The organism is Arthrobacter sp. B055-34 (genome assembly GCF_059090425.1).
The window spans coordinates 406,229-423,642 of the sequence record NZ_JBNHFQ010000001.1; the positions used below are offsets into that span (position 1 = coordinate 406,229).

Annotated in this window: 10 protein-coding genes; 7 read left to right on the top strand and 3 right to left on the bottom strand. The window is 61.8% G+C overall.

Features of this window, described 5'->3' with window-relative positions:
- Positions 1-23: 23 nt before the first annotated feature.
- The gene (locus tag AC5RWO_RS01780) at positions 24-2,129 is read left to right on the top strand and encodes a beta strand repeat-containing protein (RefSeq protein WP_498728933.1); all 2,106 of its coding nucleotides are present in this window, start codon (positions 24-26) and stop codon (positions 2,127-2,129) included.
- A gap of 28 nt (positions 2,130-2,157) precedes the next feature.
- On the top strand, positions 2,158-2,748 hold the full coding sequence (locus AC5RWO_RS01785; protein ID WP_498728934.1) for a hypothetical protein: 591 nt from the start codon (positions 2,158-2,160) through the stop codon (positions 2,746-2,748).
- Here the strand turns inward: AC5RWO_RS01785 and AC5RWO_RS01790 are convergent.
- The 3 genes from AC5RWO_RS01790 to mfd form a co-directional block, all read right to left on the bottom strand.
- Positions 2,745-3,536, bottom strand: a complete 792-nt coding sequence (locus AC5RWO_RS01790) for an ABC transporter substrate-binding protein (protein WP_498728936.1) — start codon at positions 3,534-3,536, stop codon at positions 2,745-2,747. The two genes, AC5RWO_RS01785 and AC5RWO_RS01790, sit on opposite strands and share 4 nt — an antisense overlap.
- 26 nt (positions 3,537-3,562) lie before the next feature.
- Positions 3,563-4,030 (bottom strand): hypothetical protein, encoded by a 468-nt coding sequence (locus AC5RWO_RS01795; protein WP_498728938.1) that lies wholly within the window; start codon positions 4,028-4,030, stop codon positions 3,563-3,565.
- Positions 4,031-4,243: 213 nt separating this feature from the next.
- On the bottom strand, positions 4,244-7,816 hold the full coding sequence (mfd, locus tag AC5RWO_RS01800) for a transcription-repair coupling factor (RefSeq protein ID WP_498728940.1): 3,573 nt from the start codon (positions 7,814-7,816) through the stop codon (positions 4,244-4,246).
- A 241-nt stretch (positions 7,817-8,057) separates the two neighbouring features.
- Between mfd and AC5RWO_RS01805 the strand changes: the two genes are divergently transcribed.
- From AC5RWO_RS01805 to AC5RWO_RS01825, 5 genes are all read left to right on the top strand, one after another.
- Positions 8,058-8,513, top strand: a complete 456-nt coding sequence (locus tag AC5RWO_RS01805; RefSeq protein WP_498728942.1) for a hypothetical protein — start codon at positions 8,058-8,060, stop codon at positions 8,511-8,513.
- Positions 8,514-9,131: 618 nt separating this feature from the next.
- Positions 9,132-9,296, top strand: coding sequence for a hypothetical protein (locus AC5RWO_RS01810; RefSeq protein WP_498728943.1), 165 nt, complete (start codon positions 9,132-9,134; stop codon positions 9,294-9,296).
- A gap of 842 nt (positions 9,297-10,138) precedes the next feature.
- The gene (gene ectB / locus AC5RWO_RS01815; protein WP_498729311.1) at positions 10,139-11,461 is read left to right on the top strand and encodes a diaminobutyrate--2-oxoglutarate transaminase; all 1,323 of its coding nucleotides are present in this window, start codon (positions 10,139-10,141) and stop codon (positions 11,459-11,461) included.
- Positions 11,462-11,698: 237 nt separating this feature from the next.
- Positions 11,699-13,072, top strand: a complete 1,374-nt coding sequence (locus AC5RWO_RS01820) for an aspartate kinase (protein ID WP_498729312.1) — start codon at positions 11,699-11,701, stop codon at positions 13,070-13,072.
- A 62-nt stretch (positions 13,073-13,134) separates the two neighbouring features.
- Positions 13,135-17,412: a Pls/PosA family non-ribosomal peptide synthetase gene (locus AC5RWO_RS01825; protein ID WP_498728944.1), complete on the top strand. Its 4,278-nt coding sequence runs from the start codon at positions 13,135-13,137 to the stop codon at positions 17,410-17,412.
- The last annotated feature ends 2 nt before the right edge of the window (positions 17,413-17,414 follow it).

Consider the following 17,414-nt stretch of genomic DNA (forward strand, 5'->3'; position numbering starts at 1 on the left):
GAGTCCGGAAGGTCGAGATGCTCGTGCCCAGCCAGCCCGCCATCCCCGAATCCCCTCCCGGGGTCCGGGCCAGTGCGCTGCCTTTGAGGCGCCTGTTACGCTCCAGCGCGATCGTCGTCGCTGTCTGGTTCCTTGCGGTTGTTCTGGGTGCGGGGCCAGCAGCGGCTTACTGGACGGCGACCGGATCCGTGACCGCGGAGGTGTCGACCGGAACGCTGTCGGCACCGACTGCCGTGACAGTTTCCCTGATCGGCGCTTCCACCGTCCCGGTCAACTGGACGGCATCTTCGGGTACTCCTATCCCAGAGGGTTACTACGTCACGCGCGCCAGCAGCAACGGGACGGCCGTGGCTGCCTGCGGAACCAGTTCGACTGTTCTGGTCACGGGCACTTCCTGCACTGACACCGCCGTGGCGGCGGGCACCTTTACCTACACCGTGACAGCGGTCTACAAGTCCTGGACTGCTGCCAGCGTACCCAGCGGTGCCGTTACCGTCGTTGCGGCGAACAAACTGGCTTTCACCTCCTCGCCAAGTGGGGCTACGGCCGGCGCCCCCATTAGCCCCGCCGTCGCGGTGAGCCTGCAGTCGGTGCTGGGCACCACTGTCGAGGCTGCCGGTGTTCCCATCACTGTGTCCTTAGGCAGCCTGAACCTCAACGGTGCCAGGCTCTCAGGCACGCTGACTGTCTTGACCAACGCCCAAGGGGTGGCCGTCTTTACTGACTTGTCCATTGATAAGGCAGGTCTTGGTTACTCGCTGAGGGCGACCAGTCCGGGACTGATTGAAGCAACGAGCACCCCCTTCACCGTCAGCGCCCCGTTACCGGCTTCCAAGCTGGCAATCACCACGCCGCCTGTTTCAGGTCCCGCATCCACCACTGCGTCTCTGGGGCCGGTGACCCTGCAACTGCAGGACGCGTCAGGAAATTCCGCTCCTGCGCCGGCCGGAGGTACTGTCGTGGCCCTGTCGTCGAACTCCACCGGAACCAAAGTCTTCTCTGCCACCGCCAGCGGCACGCCCATCACGAGCCTAACGATCCCGGCCGGTTCCTCCACCGCGTCCTTCTACTACGGCGACACAAAAGCCGGCACCCCAACCCTCACCATCAGCGCCAACGGCCTGACCAGCGCCACCCAGACCGCAAACGTCAGCGCAGCAACCGCCTCCAAAGTGGTATTCACTTCTGCGCCGGTCACCGGAACCGCTTCCGCAACGGCAACCCTCGGCCCGACCACCGTGCAGCGCCAGGACACGTTCGGCAACCCCGTCACCTCCGGAGCCACCACATTGGCCCTGTCGTCGAGCTCCACCGGAAGCAAGGTCTTCTCCGCGACCACCGGCGGCACGCCCACCACAAGCGTCAACATCCCGGCCGGCTCCTCAACCGCGTCCTTCTACTACGGCGACACCAAAGCCGGCACCCCAACCCTCACTGTCAGCGGCAACGGCCTGACCAGCGCCGCCCAGACCGCAACCGTCAACGCAGCAACCGCCTCCAAAGTGGTATTCACTTCTGTCCCGGTCACCGGAACCGCTTCCGCAACGGCAACCCTCGGCCCGGCCACCGTGCAGCGCCAGGACACGTTCGGCAACCCCGTCACCTCCGGAACCACCACGTTGACGCCGTCATCGAACTCCACCGGAAGCAAGGTCTTCTCCACCACCGCCGGCGGCACGCCCATCACAAGCGTGACGATCCCGGCCGGATCGTCCACGGCGTCGTTCTACTACGGTGACACCAAGGCCGGCACCCCGACGCTCACCGTCAGCGCCAGCGGCCTGACCAGCGCCACTCAGACCGCAACCGTCACGGCAGCCCCCGCAGCCAAGCTGATGTTCGGTCAGCAGCCACCCAGCACGGTGAGGGGAGGTCAGATCATTGCGCCAGCTGTCACCGTTCTGATCGTGGACGGATTCGGGAATCAAACCGTAGATACGGCGCAGGTAACGATGAGAAAAGGCTCTTCACCCGGAGATCTCAAGGGGTCCCTAACGACCACTGCCGTCAACGGCGTAGCCACCTTCAGCGACCTATCTGTCGCTGGACAGGCTACGGCATCCCACGTCCTCATAGCCTCCGCACCAGGTTTTGCAGACGTTACCAGCAATACGTTCACTGCAAACTGATGAACCGCTGCAGCAGGAAGACCCTCCCATGAACTGTAACCAGCTCGCCGCCACCGGCATGCCTATAACGGCGCTGATAGCACTGGCCGTCGCCTTCGTGGCTGCCGGCCTGTTGTTGGTGGCCGCGGCCCGACGACGAGTCGGCACCAGACGGGGAGGCATCACTGTCCTGCTGCTGTTACTGCTCTTTGCTGGCGGCTCCGGCGCCGAGGTTCCAGCGCATGCCGCGCCTGACTGCGGCCCGGCGACCCACGGCACGGTCGGAACCGGGCCGGACGGGGATGTCACGGCTGAGCAGATCTCGACGATCACCGGCATAGCCCCCGGAGTCGAGCCCGCACTCATCACTGGGACCGTGACCAACGGCAGCACGGAAACCAGATACATCACCACGGTTACTACCAGGATCAGCTCCGTGGTTACGGCCCCCAGTGCGGCACCTGGAACGTGCGACGTCAGCGACTACATCCTGACCGACGCACAAATGCCAGTGCACCGCGCTCTGGCACCAGGAGAAAAAGCGGCATTCACCGGCGCGAAAATCGGCTTCAACAACAAATCTGTCAACCAGGACGCCTGCAAACGGGCCACAGTTACCCTGCGCTACGACGTTAGCTAGGTCCACCCCACGGTGTAGACGGGGTTGTAGCCGGCCGGATTCGCGGGGTCCTTCACGATGTCGAAGATCTTGCCGTCCCCGGCGGTCTTGGCGGCATAGGCTGCCACTGCGGAATCGACGACGTCGGCAGAGGCCTTTCCGGAACGGACGGCCGTCTGCACATCAGTTTCCAGCGGGAGCTCGGCAACGTTCACCGGCTCGGAGCCCTTGTCCTTGCACTGCTGGTCGTAGCTGCGGAGGATCTCCCCCTGCACCGTCGCCTTCTGCACGGCGACGTTCTTGCCACACAGGTCCAGCACGGTGGTGATGTTCTCCGGATTGCCCTCCGGGACCAGGATGGAGAACCCGGCGTGGAGGTAGTCCACAAAGTCCAGCATCTCCTGGCGCTCAACCGTGTCGTTCATGCCGGACATGATGATGTCGTTCTTGCCGGACTGCAGCGACGGGATGATGCTGTCGAATGCCTGCGTCTGCAGTTCCAGCCGCACGCCCAGCTCGGCGCCCATGGCCTGGGCAAGGTCGTAGTCCAGGCCCGTGAGTTGCTGGTTTTCATCGAACATCTCCAGCGGCGGATAGGGAATGTCCGAGGCCACCTTGATCACTCCGGCCGATTTGTATTCCTCCGGCAGGGCCGCTGCGGCGGCGGGGTCGATGTCGGCGGTGGAGATGGGCTGCGGCTCTGCAGCCGGGGCGGCTCCTCCTGCACACCCGGTGAGTCCGACGAGGAGGCTCAGGCTAGCGACGCCGAGGACGTGGCGCACGCTGACTGTTCGATTTTTGTGGCGCATTGTTTACTCCTGGTGTTGGGTGTAGGTCAGGCCTGGCTAGATTTGGTCAACCGGTACCACCCGGCCCGGGTGACCCCGGTGGCGCTGTAGCCGGAGGCGAATGCGGATTCGAAGATCCCGCGGATCGTCAACCGCCATTGGCTTGCTTCGTGAGGGTTCGCCGCCCTCAAGGCGACGATGTCCTTCGGTGCACGGCACCAGAGCATGCCGGGGGTTCCGCGGAGCAGTGGCCCGGAGTCAGGGCCGTATTCGAGGATGTGGACCAGATCGGATTCGGGCAGCTGCGGCTCTTCGACTACGCCTTCGCTGCAGTTGATGCTCCGCGTGGCGGTCAGCGGCCAGACGGCCACGAGCCGGTCACTTTCGTCGTTGGCGTTGATATCGTCCTGCATTTCGCCGTAGAAATCGCGGGCGTACTCCGTGGCGTGGGCACCGAGTTTCGTCAGGTTGAAGCGGGCGTTCCGGCTGACCACCGGATCGAACGTCCACGTCATGGTGTCGATCCCGCGGGCAAGGGACCAGGCCCGCTGGTGTTGTTTGAGAGCGAAACCCACCCCTTGTCAGCAGTGCCGGGCAGAACGCCGGCGATCAGTGCTTGTGCATATCAGTTCGAGCGTCAGTCAGCCTCAGTGATCCCAAAAGTACATCCGCGTTCGGCAGGTCCGCGAGTCCATTCCCGATATCCACAGCTAGTTGACGGAGAAGGCCTATCCCTTAAATACCGCGTCGATGACGCCTTGGGCCCATTCGAGGACGGCTTGGTCGGAGAGGTCGCGGCCGCCGATGCGGGAGGTTTTGGGCTTGGGGATGAGGATGAAGTCGAGGTTGGGTTTGACCTGAGAGCCGGGGTACATGCGGTTCAGGCGCATGGTCTTGGACTCCGGCAGTGATGCCGGGGCGAACTTGACGAAGTTGCCCTGCAGCGCCACGTCGGTCAGCCCGACTTCGCGGGCGCCGACCCGGAAGCGCGCCACGGCAATGAGGTTCTGCACGGGCAGGGGCGGTTGGCCGTACCGGTCGGTCAGTTCCTCGACCACTTCGTCGATGCCCTCAAGCGTCGTCGCTGAGGCGAGCTTGCGGTAAGCCTCCAGGCGCAGCCGCTCCCCCGGGACGTAGTCGTGCGGGAGGTGGGCGTTGACTGGCAGCTCGATCTTCATCTCGGCGGCCTTCTCTTCGGCTTCGCCGCGGTAGTCCGCTACGGCTTCGCCGACCAGGCGGATGTAAAGGTCGAACCCGACGCCCTGGATGTGCCCGGACTGCTCGCCGCCCAGCAGGTTGCCGGCGCCGCGGATCTCGAGGTCCTTCAGGGCAAGCTGCATGCCGGCGCCGAGCTCGTTGTGGGAGGCCACGGCCTTCAGCCGCTCCAGCGCCACCTCACCCAGCGGCTTTTCCGCCGGGTAGAGGAAGTAGGCGTACGCCCGCTCGCGCCCACGGCCCACGCGGCCGCGGAGCTGGTGCAGCTGGGACAGGCCGTAGTTGTCCGCCCGGTCCACAATCAGGGTGTTGGCGTTGGAGATGTCCAAGCCGGTTTCGATGATGGTGGTGCAGACCAGCACGTCGAAACGCTTCTCCCAGAAGTCCACAATGATCTGCTCGAGTTTGGATTCGCTCATCCGGCCGTGCGCCACTTCCACCCGGGCTTCGGGCACCAGTTCGCGGATGTGCGCGGCGGTGGCATCAATGGAGGAGACCCGGTTGTGCACGAAGAACACCTGCCCTTCGCGCATCAGCTCGCGCCGGATAGCGGCAGAGGCCTGCTTGTCCGTGTACGGGCCCACATAGGTCAGGACAGGGTGCCGCTCTTCCGGCGGTGTGGCCAAAGTGGAGGTCTCGCGGATCCCGGTCAGCGACATCTCCAAGGTACGCGGAATCGGCGTCGCACTCATGGCCAGGACGTCCACATTGGTGCGCATCTTTTTCAGCGCCTCCTTGTGCTCCACGCCGAAGCGCTGTTCCTCATCCACGATGACCAGGCCCAGATCCTTGAAGTCCACTTCCTTGGACAGCAGCCGGTGCGTGCCGATGACCACGTCCACCGCGCCGTTCTTTACGCCCTCGATGGTCTCCTTGGATTCCTTGGCGGTCTGGAAGCGGGAGAGCGCCTTGACCCGGATGGGGAAGCCGCTGAACCTCTCGGAGAAGGTCTCGTAGTGCTGCTGCGAGAGCAGGGTGGTGGGCACCAGCAGCGCCACCTGCTTGCCGTCCTGCACCGCCTTGAATGCGGCGCGGACGGCGATCTCGGTCTTGCCGTAGCCAACGTCGCCGGAGACGAGGCGGTCCATGGGGATCTCGCGCTCCATGTCCTGCTTGACCTCGTTGATGGTGGTCAGCTGGTCCGGCGTTTCGATGTACGGGAACGCCTCCTCCAGCTCGCGCTGCCACGGGGTGTCCGGGGCGAAGGCGTGCCCGCGCGAGGCCATCCGCGCCGAGTACAGCCGGATGAGCTCGCCGGCGATCTCCTTGACGGCCTTGCGTGCCTTGTTCTTGGTGTTGGCCCAGTCCGAGCCGCCCATCTTGGACAGCGCGGGCGCATCGCCGCCGACGTAGCGGGTGACCTGGTCCAGCTGGTCCGTGGGCACAAACAGCCGGTCCCCCGGCGCCCCACGCTTGGACGGCGCGTACTCCAGCACCAGGTATTCGCGCATAGTTTTGGTGGGCCCGGCCCCGGACGAGCGCTGCAGCAGCTCCACGAACTTGCCCACGCCGTGCTGCTCGTGCACCACAAAGTCCCCCGCGGTCAGCTGCAGAGGATCGACGGCGTTGCGGCGCTTCGAGGGCATCTTGCGCATGTCGCGGGTGGAGGAAGCCGAGGTCCGGCCCAGCAGGTCCGCCTCGGTGAGCAGCCCGAGCTTCAACCCGTCGAAGACGAACCCCTTGCCCGCACTCGCCGTCGTAATTTCGATGATGCCCGGCTGCGGCTGGTCCTCGAGGGAGTCGACGCGGGTGGCGGGGATGTCATTGTCGTGGAAAAGCTCGGCCAGGCGCTGCGCGGGGCCGGGGCCTTCGGTCGCGACGACCACGCGCCACTGGTCGCGGACACGGCCGCCGATGAACTCCATCATTTCCGCCACATCGCCCTGGTAGCCGCGGGGTTCGCGCGCGCTGACGGTCAGCGAGTCCACGTCCAGCACGGTTTCATCGTCCGGGTTGAAGGAGGTGATGGACCACCAGGAGACCTTGCGGTCCAGTGCGGTGGTGCGCGTGTCGGCTAGGGAGCGGAAGCTGGCTTCGTCCAGGTTCCCCTGCAGGGCCAGGTCCAGCGGCGCGTCGCCGCCGTCGGACGCAGTGGCCCACGCCGCGGCGAGGAACTCCGCGTTGGTCGCTTCCAGATCGTGGGCGCGGGCGCGCACCTTCTCCGGCTCAATAACGACGGCGAGGGAGCCTTCCGGCAGCTCGCCCAGGAACGGGACCATCGCGTCCACCAGCACCGGGGCCAGCGACTCCATGCCCTCCACGGCGATGCCGCCGGCAATCTTCTCCAGCATGTCCGCCGCGGCCGGCATCTGCGACTTCAGCTTCGCGGCCCGGCTCATCACGTCCGGGGTGATCAGCAGCTCGCGGCACGGCGGGGCGTACAGCGCGCTGGGGTGCTTGACGTTCTCGCCCGAGAGGCTGCGCTGGTCCGCCACCGCGAACCAGCGCATCTGGTCCACCTCGTCGCCGAAGAAGTCGATGCGCACCGGATGGTCCTCGGTGGGCGGGAAGACATCCAGGATGCCGCCGCGCACCGCGAACTCGCCCCGGTGCGTTACCATGTCCACGCGCGCGTAGGCGGCATCGGCCAGCTGCCTGACCACGGATTCGAAGGAGACTTCGTCCCCCACCTTCAGCGATACCGGCTTCAGCTCGCCCAGGCCCTTGACCAGCGGCTGCAGCACCGCGCGCACCGGCGCGATCACCACGCGGAGCGGGCTGGCGGCGTCGTCGTACTTGAGCCGGCGGAGCACGGACAGGCGCCGGCCCACTGTGTCCGAGCGCGGGGAAAGCCGCTCGTGCGGGAGCGTCTCCCAGCTGGGGAACTCCTCGATGGACTCGGCCGGCAGATAGCAGCGCAGCGCCGTGGCCAGATCCTCGGTCTCGCGCCCGGTAGCGGTGACCGCAAGAACGACGCCGGAATCCTGCCCCTCGACCATCTCCGCCAGCAACGCCGCACGCAGCCCGGGAGGCGCGCCGATCTGCAGATCCTCGCTGCGCTCCCCCGCCGGCCGGGACGCGTAGAGCCGTACCCGCTCGAAGGACTTATCTTCAGCGAGGGCAGTCCGCAGTCCGTTCAGGCTCATGGTCTTTTATCCTTACTCTTCCCCGGCAGGGCGCAACACAAGTACCCGAAGTTCAGCAGAACTCCGGGGTCACGGGTAAAAGTTTACCGCCAACGACTGACGTTCTGAGCCGGAGCCGTATCCAAATTCAGCGATCGCAGCTTCTCTCCTACGGTTGATTTGACCCCTTCGATCTCTGTCGTCAGAGCATCGAGCTTGGTGTCCTGTTCGGCTTGTTTGGTACCAACGCATCATTGGCTGATTGAGCCTTGCGTGGGAACTGGACTACTGGGTGTTTCCAGTTACGAGTTTTGAACCTCCCAAGAAGCAGCTGCCCGAGTTGTCGCTCGGGGAGGAAACGGACTTTACAAATGCTAGGGTCGTGGCCTTCAACTTCAACGGAGTGGAACGAGCGGTTTCGAGTTGGCGAGACCTGACCTCACAGGTGATTCGACTACTTGATGAGGTTAACCACGATGCGGTCTTTGACACAGCCGGAAAGAGCACCTGGTTTACCGTCGGGCAAGAATTGCCGGACTGGCAGGTCGAGATCATGCCGGGTCCGTCCATGGACATGAACAACAACACGTTGACGAAGACCCAGCAGATTCGTGCAATGTTCCACGCAGTGGGAGTTAGCCGGGATGACCTCACACTGTATTTCCCTGCCGATGAACCTCCGAAGCCGCCGTCCCGTCCCCCGCCGTGGCCGATTTGAATTTCCATCCATTCACGGATCTAACGGCGTTCCTTGATATCTTCGAAGAGCGTTCCGGGAAACATCTGGCCCCGGATGACAACGCCCAGCTGATCGAGCAGTTCTTGACTGCTCTGGCCCCTCATCAATGTGCTGATGTCTTGGCGGAGTTGGGTATGAACGCACTTCAGTTCGCGCACACGAAGAACGACTCCACGCGGCGACTACGATCCAGATACTAGCGCTCATCTCGGCAAAAGCAGTAGAAAAGGAGTCGTTCAATCCACACGCCCTGCACGCGGCAATCATGGATGGAACGCTGCTCGATTGGTTGCGACGTTTGGACGCTAGTGCGCTGTCCCCTGCCTGACGAGGACACCAGAGCAGAGCCTGCCTTTTCGGATCTGACGACGCCAGGATCGCGGCGCCCACGACGGTCTCGTACCTGCCGACGCGCCGTCCACCGACCCAAGGGAGACATGCCTTGGACAGTACGGCGTGATTAGCGCCGCCGCGCTTAGAGTAGCTGGCGACCAAAATCGTGAAATCATGCATTAGTCAAGGCCGTAGTCGAAGTACGCCGATACGGCCAACATTGTGGGTATGCGCGTATCGACGCAGCAAACACCAGATTTGCAAATGGCATGGATAGCGGCAGAGGGCAATGAGGGCCGGCGCCTTATCGACGAGGCCAACGGCTACGATCTGTGGATCAGCCCGGCGCAAGTGCAAAGACTCGGTCTGCTGGCCTCCGCTGCCGCGCGAAGGCCAGCATCAAACCAGCAGACCATGTCAGGCTCCTAACGCACAAACACAATCTTAGGACCGCTTAGGGGATTGACTCTGCACGTTTAATCGTCAAGCAAACGTCCGCACCTCATTCAGTATCATGACGGATTTGGACATGTGTTTGTTGACAGCAATCACTATTGTTGCTTTTTTCAATATAGGCGTTTACCTAGCGAATACAAGGTTCTGAGACTTCCTGAGATGAGCACATTTATTCATCCTGCTGCGGACCCTTGGGCCACTGATTATCTTCACCGTTCCTGTTACAAGCCGGACAACTGAGTTCGGCCGCTTACCAACCTGTTCAGCGCGTCCAAGGGAATGCGCCGGCAAGACATCGTAACAATCGGATTACGGCCAAGATTAACCGTTCACCTCCCCGGCTTTTAGGGTATTTCCGTCCCACAGTCACTCTTGTCGATTCGTTTAACTCAGCGTGTCTTTCCCGGCGTGTCGGAATCGCCTTACGTCATAAACTCACTTTGGCCGACCTCATTCTTTCCCGCATCTGTCTTTTAGGCCTGATCTACATTAGGTTTTTGCCACGCCTTAGGATTTATATCGGGGCAAACGCCCATCGCGCACTTCCATTGCGCATTCACCGGCATTTCGCGCCGGGCCTTTTCCCTGACGGAACTACGTATTTCTGCCAGTCAGAGAGGGCAAGGGCTGAACGATTCAGGGGAATATCGTGCACACAGGGGGAAAGAAATGCAAACCATACCGACTCTTAATATTTATGCTTTGGTAGGTTATCAAAGTTTCTTCAAGGTCTGTTTTCTAGGGTCGTGCTCTCTTCAATGCTCCGCCCCGAGAAAATGTGTGCGGGACAGCCAGCCTCTCCTAAGGAACAGAAAATGACAGATATTTTTGCATCCCTGGAGTCTGCGGTCCGCAGCTACTGCCGGGGCTGGGACACTGTTTTCGATCATGCTGTTGGGGACTCCTTATACAGCGAGGACGGCACAGAGTATCTGGATTTTTTCTCAGGCGCCGGAGCACTCAATTATGGGCACAATAATCCGCTCCTGCTGGAACCGCTGATTTCGTACTTGCGCTCGGGCTCGGTCATTCATTCGCTCGATATGAAGACAACGGCGAAGCGGCGATTCCTAGAGACGTTCCAGGAACTTATCCTGGTACCGCGCGGGCTGGACTATAAGGTGATGTTCACCGGTCCCACCGGGACGAACAGCGTTGAGGCAGCGCTCAAACTGGCTCGTAAGGTGACTGGCCGGCATCAGGTGCTGAGCTTCACCAATGCGTTTCACGGGATGACTCTCGGCGCACTGGCGGTAACCGGAAATTCCATGAAACGCCAAGGGGCAGGCATTCCGCTCAACAACGCCTCCACCATTCCTTACGATGGCTACCTTGACCGGCAGACAGACGATTTCCTGTGGTTGCGGCGTTTATTGGAGGACAGCGGGTCCGGACTGGATAAACCCGCCGCGGTCATAGTGGAGACTGTCCAAGGCGAGGGAGGGCTCAGGGCAGCCACTGGAAATTGGTTGCGGCAGCTCTCCGAACTTTGTCAACAGCACGGCGTGCTCGTCATCGTTGACGATGTTCAAGCCGGGTGCGGGCGTACAGGTACGTTTTTCAGTTTCGAGGAAGCAGGCATCCGCCCCGACATCGTCTGCCTGTCCAAGTCGCTGTCCGGTTTCGGACTTCCGCTTGCCGTCACACTGTTGAAGCCCGAATTAGACATCTGGAAGCCTGGGGAGCACAACGGCACCTTCCGGGGCCATAATCCGGCCTTCGTGACCGGGACTGCTGCGCTGGAGCATTTCTGGAACGGACGCGCATTCGAACGACAGATCGCTGCCCGGGCGTCGCAGCTGCACGCGGCTCTGGCAACGCTGGCGGCCGGCACCGAAGGCGCTCTCGTCCGGGGCCGGGGGCTCCTGGCCGGTATATATTTTCCGGACCCGACAATGGCACGAAAAGTTGCCGCTGAATCCTTCTCCCGCGGCTTACTGGTAGAAACCTCCGGCCCGGAGGGAGAAGTCGTCAAAGTCATGCCGGCTCTGACTATCAGCGCAGTGAATATGGCGCGCGGGCTTGACCTTCTTGCAGGAGCAGTCCGCTCAGTTACCGGTGAGGGACCCGAAGAAATACTACGCGACCTCGGCCGGGAAGTCCCTAAGCCGCGAGTGTCTAGCTCGGCTCTGCAGTAGACGGTTAGCACGCAGGATCCGAACACATTTACAAACACCGGATAGCGCTCCCGATGCATGTAGGAGAGCGCCGGAACTGCAGCACCAGACGCCGCTGAGGTGCAGCGGCCGTCCACGAAGTTGGGGGTCAGGGTGAAAAACTTTAAACGTCTGGATGAAACTACTGTCCACATGGCGAAAGACTCTTTCGCCCCACCGCCCAGCGCACCAACAATGCGCGCACCACTGCCGCTTCGCATGCTGCCGGCGGCGATGGGCTCGACTAGATCGTCGAAGAAAGTCATCGTGCAGAAGTATGGTGGCTCGTCAGTGGCGGATGCCGCAGGTGTTCGGCGCGCTGCGCAGCGGGTGGCTAAGACACAGGCGTCTGGATATCAGGTAGTAGCGGTGGTGTCCGCTATGGGCGACACCACCGACGAATTGTTGGATCTCGCGGCCAGTGTCTCCCCTCATCCCCCTGCCCGCGAGCTCGACACCCTATTGACGACCGGTGAACTCGTTTCGGCGGCCATGCTGGCGATCGCACTGGCGGATCTCGGAGTCGATGTCCGGACATTCACAGGCAGCGAGGCGGGCCTCATCACCGACGACCTCCATGGCAAAGCCCACATTGTCGATATCGATCCGCGCCGGATCCTGGCCTGTCTGAAGAACGATCAGATCGCCGTCGTGGCAGGTTTCCAAGGCAGAAGCCGCATAGGGAAGACGGTCACCACTCTCGGGAGGGGAGGTTCGGACCTGACCGCCGTCGCCCTCGCCGCAGCACTGGGTGCAAGCGTCTGTGAGATCTATACGGACGTCGACGGTATCTACACGGCCGATCCGCGGATAGTTCCCAATGCCCGCAAGATCGACGTGCTCGCCAGTGAGGAAATGCTTGAATTCGCAGCCTCGGGAGCAAAGGTTCTCCACCTCCGCTGCATCGAGTACGCTCGCCGCTTCGGCATTCCGATTCATGTCCGATCCTCGTTCACGCAAAAGCAGGGCACAATGATTCTGCCCAGTCTTGACCACTACCATGCAGACGCGCATCCGGGCGAACAGACTCTGGTTTCGGGTGTGGCCAGCGTTAACTCTGCAACACAAATCACCGTCGCTGGCGTCCCCGATTGTTCCCGAACCACCGCACGGCTCCTTCACGAGCTCGCCGCAGCGGGCCTGAACATTGAAATGATCGCCCAAAACCGGAGCGATACAGGCACCAAATACGCCGATGTCGCCTTCACCCTTCCGTCCTCGGAAGCGCCGGCAGCCATCGCTGCGCTGGACGCGGCCCAGAGCCGAATAGGATTCGAAGCCCTCCATCACATTGACGAAATGGGCAAGGTCTCGCTCACTGGACTCGGCATGCGTTCTTCGCCCACTTCCTTCAGCACATTTTTCAAAGCGCTGACCGACGCCGGAATAAGTCCGGAAATTATCTCAATTTCGGAGCTGTGCATCGCGGCTGTGACGCGCTCCAATCAGCTTGCCGATGCTGTGAACGCGCTCCAGATTGCTTTTGGTCTAACGCCGCAGGAGAAGGACGTTGCGACCGAACCGCAGGTTAGACACACTTCCGCTGTTCGTGTTCAGGCGGTCGCCTCAATGAGGCAAGGAGATGTTCCTTGACATTCGGCTGGAAGGGGAAGGCGGATGCCTGGACACCTGCCCGTGTCCGGCCCGTTCCTGCGGTGAAATCCACCGCAGGCGACCCCCTAAACGAGATAACCCCCAGACAAGGAAAAACCGCAACAACGGAAGATACGATGGTTTTGCCCGACAACTCATACCCTGTACGCGCCGACAGTGAGGGCCCTGCCCTTGCGGGCCGGGACGACGAGCATGTCAGACTCGCCGAACGGAGAGTCGAACTCACCGAGACAGCGTGCAGCGCAGCACCGTACGAGGTGCTCTCGGATTATTCGGCGAGCGCGGCTGACATGGCTCATGAGGCGATGCCCGCTACTTTGGACCCGTTGCTGCTGCAGTCCTCCCACCGCCAAAGTGTGCGGTGGTCTCCAGGCGAGCGTCTGGAGGGGCTTTTCGAGAGCCGATGCGACTCGTTACGCCGTGAAGGTCGATCAGGCCAGTTGGCAGTTGATTCCGGGGACTCGACGTTGACCTACGATCAGCTTGATGCGCGAGCTAATCAACTCGCCCGTCACCTGTTGGCAGACGGCGCCCGGGCCGGCGACCGTATAGCGCTGCTGTTTGACCATGCGGTATGGTCCTACGTTTCGATGCTGGCCGTGTTGAAAATCCAGGCGGCTTATGTGCCGCTGGACGCCGGATTCCCCGCGGACCGGATGGGCTACATCATGGAGGACTCCGGGACCAGCCGTGTGCTGACCCTGAGCCACCTGACCCGTCTATTGCCGGGAATGTGCTGCCGCGCTCTGAATTTGGACGCAGCAGACACGGACATCAAGGGTCTGTCCGGCTCCCGACTCACGGACATCGAAAAGCCCGACCCAGTTGAGGACCTGGCCTACGTCATCTATACCTCAGGGTCTACCGGCCGTCCCAAGGGGGTGGGCATCGAACATTCCAGCATCTGCAACTTCGTCCGCGTCGCCGCCGAGGTCTACGGATATCAGAGCGACGACCGTGTCTATCAGGGGCTGACAATCGCCTTCGACTTCTCCGTCGAGGAGATGTGGGTACCGTGGATGGTCGGCGCGACACTCGTGCCCAAGCCGAGTTCGAAGAGCCTTCTCGGAGCCGATCTGGGACGCTTCGTAATCGACAATCGTATTACCGCGATGTGTTGTGTACCCACCCTGCTGGCCACGCTGGAGGACGAGCTCCCTGACCTGCGCTTCCTGCTCGTCTCCGGTGAGGCCTGCCCGCGCGATCTGGCCGAGCGCTGGCACCGGCCGGACCGGCGATTCCTCAATGTCTATGGACCCACCGAAACTACCGTGACCGCCACGTGGGACGTCATGCACCCCGACAGGCCTATTACCCTCGGGCAGCCCCTGCCGACCTACACAGCCATGATCCTGGATCCCGACGAGCCACGGGCGCTACCGAGAGGCGAGATGGGTGAGATTGGCATCGCCGGGATCGGGCTCGCAGTGGGATACATGAACCATCCCGAGAAGACGAATGCAGTTTTCATCCCCGACTTCATCGGCATTCCGAACAACCCCTCCGGACGCATTTACCGCAGCGGCGACCTCGGCCGCATCACCGACGACAGGTTGATCGAGTACCACGGCCGGATCGACACCCAGGTCAAGATCCGCGGATACCGGATCGAGCTGTCCGAGATTGAATCCGTGCTCCTGCAAGTCCCCGGAATCGCGCAGGCAGTGGTCGAGACCCATGAATCAGCACCGGGGGTAACAGAGCTCGCCGCGTTCTATACATTGCGCAAAGGCGTCTCCGATCTCGCGCCTCAGACGATCAGGGAGGAGCTGCGCGACCGGCTGCCGAGCTACATGATCCCGGCCTTCTACGAGCAGCTTCAGCATATGCCGATGCTGCCCAGTGACAAGGCCGACCGGAAGAACCTTCCGACGCCGAGCAACCGGGTGAGCGCCTCGGTCTGCGCCGAGTACTGTGAACCCACCACGGATATAGAGGCGGCTTTGGCCGCGCAGCTTGCTGCCGTGCTGGGATTGGAACGCGTCTCCGTCGAGGATCATATCTTTGACCACCTCGGGGCCAACTCCATGCTGATTGCGCACTTCTCCGCCGCGCTGCGCAAAAATACCGACCTGCCGCCAGTCGGAGTACAGGTCATCTACGAGCATCCGACAATCCGAGGGCTAGCTGAAGCGATCGCTGCTCCGACCGCTGCCCAGTCGTGGGCTGTACAGGACTCAGGACCCTATCGAGGGCGGGCCAGCACTTTCGATTTCGTCCTCTGTGGGGTCCTGCAGGCCGTGTTCGCCATCGGCTACTCTTATGCCTTCATCGCCGCGATGGTGGCTGGCTATACCTGGGTCGCTGAAGGGGCTGGGGTCTTGGAAGTCTGGGGACGTTCGGTCATCTTCGGGACCGGCGTCTTCTTCGCCCTCGCTATCGTCCCGATCCTGCTCAAATGGATGATCGTTGGGCGCTGGGAAGAACAGAACATCCGCATCTGGAGCCTGGCATATGTCCGATTCTGGTTCGTCCGGGTCCTGCTCAGGATCAACCCGATGGTCTTCTTTATCGGCACTCCCATCTTTCCGTTCTATCTGCGTTTGCTGGGAGCCAAGATCGGTTCCAACGTCACGATCCTCACCCCCACCATTCCTGTGTGCACCGATCTATTGACGATTGGTGAGGGAACGGTGATTAACAAGGACACCCGGTACCTGTGCTATCGCGCCGTCAACGGTTGGATCCAGACCGGACGCGTCACGCTCGGCCAGGGCGTCCAGATAAGCGAAAAGTGTGTTCTGGATATCGACTCCGCGATGGGGAACGGGGCGCAACTTGGACACTCGTCGTCCCTGCAGCGACTTCAGTCCGTACCCCCGGGCGAAAGCTGGCACGGATCCCCTGCCATACCGACCGATGTGAACTACCGGGTGGTAGAGCCGCTCGAGAGCAGCGTGCGCCGGCGGGTCATCTACAGTGCCTTCGTCCTGATAAACAATACGGCGCTGTTTAGCCCACTGGGCCTGCTTGCCATCGCGCAGCTTGTGCCGGCCTATTTGGAAACCGGGCATCTGAATTATGCGAACCCGGGGTTCTACGCCGATCTGGTGCTGGTCTCGCTCGTCTTGCTGCTCGGTGGCCTGCTTGTCTCTTTGGTCGGCGTGCTGACGCTTCCTCGGCTGCTCAACCTGTTACTCACACCGGGGCGGACCTACCCTCTGTACGGTCTGCACTACGCAGTCCACCGGGCGATTTTCCGGATGACCAATGTTTTCCAATTCATGCATATCACCGCGGACAGCTCCCTGGTCGTGCACTACCTCCGCCTACTGGGTTACAAACAACCCAACCTGGAGCAAACCGGATCGAACTTCGGCCCCGAACTCACCCACGAGAATCCATACCTGACCACCGTGGGATCCGGGACCATGGTCTCAGACGGCCTGTCGATCATGAACGCCGAGTACTCGGGCACGTCCTTCCGTGTGTCCGAGGTGAAAATCGGAGCGAAGAACTTCTTTGGCAATGACGTTCCGTATCCGGCCAGCGCCCGTGCCGGCGATAACATTCTCTTTGGCACTAAAGCCATGGTCCCCATCCACGGCGAGGTTCGCCGGGATGTCGGGCTGCTGGGTTCGCCGGCGTTCGAGATTCCACGAACGGTCGATCGAGACGCAGCATTCCTCAAGATCGACGGCCGGGAAGAGATCGCCCGCAAACTGCCGGGCAAGAACCGGCACAATGCAATGACGATTGGCCTGTACCTAGTCAGCCGGTGGACCCTCGTCTTCGCCGGCCTGCTCTCGGCCTCGCTCGCCCTCACCTTATTCCCGGACGTTGAGGGTCTCGGGCTCTACGTGGGCACCGTCAGTTTCTTCGCCTTCATGATCGCCTTCTTTATCCTGCTCGAGCGGGCCACCCAGGGATTCAAACCGCTGAATCCGACGATGTGTTCGATCTATGACGTGAAGTTCTGGCGGCACGAACGGTTCTGGAAGTTCATAACGTATCCGCTGCCTTTCTTCGATGGGACCCCGTTCAAGCCCCTGTTCTGGCGCCTGCAGGGTGTGCGGATGGGCAGACGGGTCTTCGACGACGGCTGCACCATACCGGAGAAGACTCTGGTCAGTATCGGCGACGACACGACGCTCAACGCCCACAGCATCGTGCAGTGCCACTCAATGGAGGACGGTGTCTTCAAACTGGACGCCATCACCATCGGCCGCGAAGTCACAGTTGGCATCGGCATCTATCTGCACTACGACGTCGTCATGGGCGATGGTTCAGTGCTGGAGGCCGACTCCTTCCTGATGAAGGGGAGCCATGTGCCGGAAAGCGCCCGGTACGGCGGCAACCCCGCACAGGAAATCATCTAAAC

Coding starts and splice junctions, on each gene's coding strand:
- AC5RWO_RS01820 (WP_498729312.1), top strand. CDS start 11,699: ATGCTGCCGGCGGCGATGGGCTCGACTAGATCGTCGAAGAAAGTCATC.
- AC5RWO_RS01810 (WP_498728943.1), top strand. CDS start 9,132: ATGGCATGGATAGCGGCAGAGGGCAATGAGGGCCGGCGCCTTATCGAC.
- ectB (WP_498729311.1), top strand. CDS start 10,139: ATGACAGATATTTTTGCATCCCTGGAGTCTGCGGTCCGCAGCTACTGC.
- AC5RWO_RS01785 (WP_498728934.1), top strand. CDS start 2,158: ATGAACTGTAACCAGCTCGCCGCCACCGGCATGCCTATAACGGCGCTG.
- AC5RWO_RS01795 (WP_498728938.1), bottom strand. CDS start 4,030: ATGACGTGGACGTTCGATCCGGTGGTCAGCCGGAACGCCCGCTTCAAC.
- mfd (WP_498728940.1), bottom strand. CDS start 7,816: ATGAGCCTGAACGGACTGCGGACTGCCCTCGCTGAAGATAAGTCCTTC.
- AC5RWO_RS01790 (WP_498728936.1), bottom strand. CDS start 3,536: ATGCGCCACAAAAATCGAACAGTCAGCGTGCGCCACGTCCTCGGCGTC.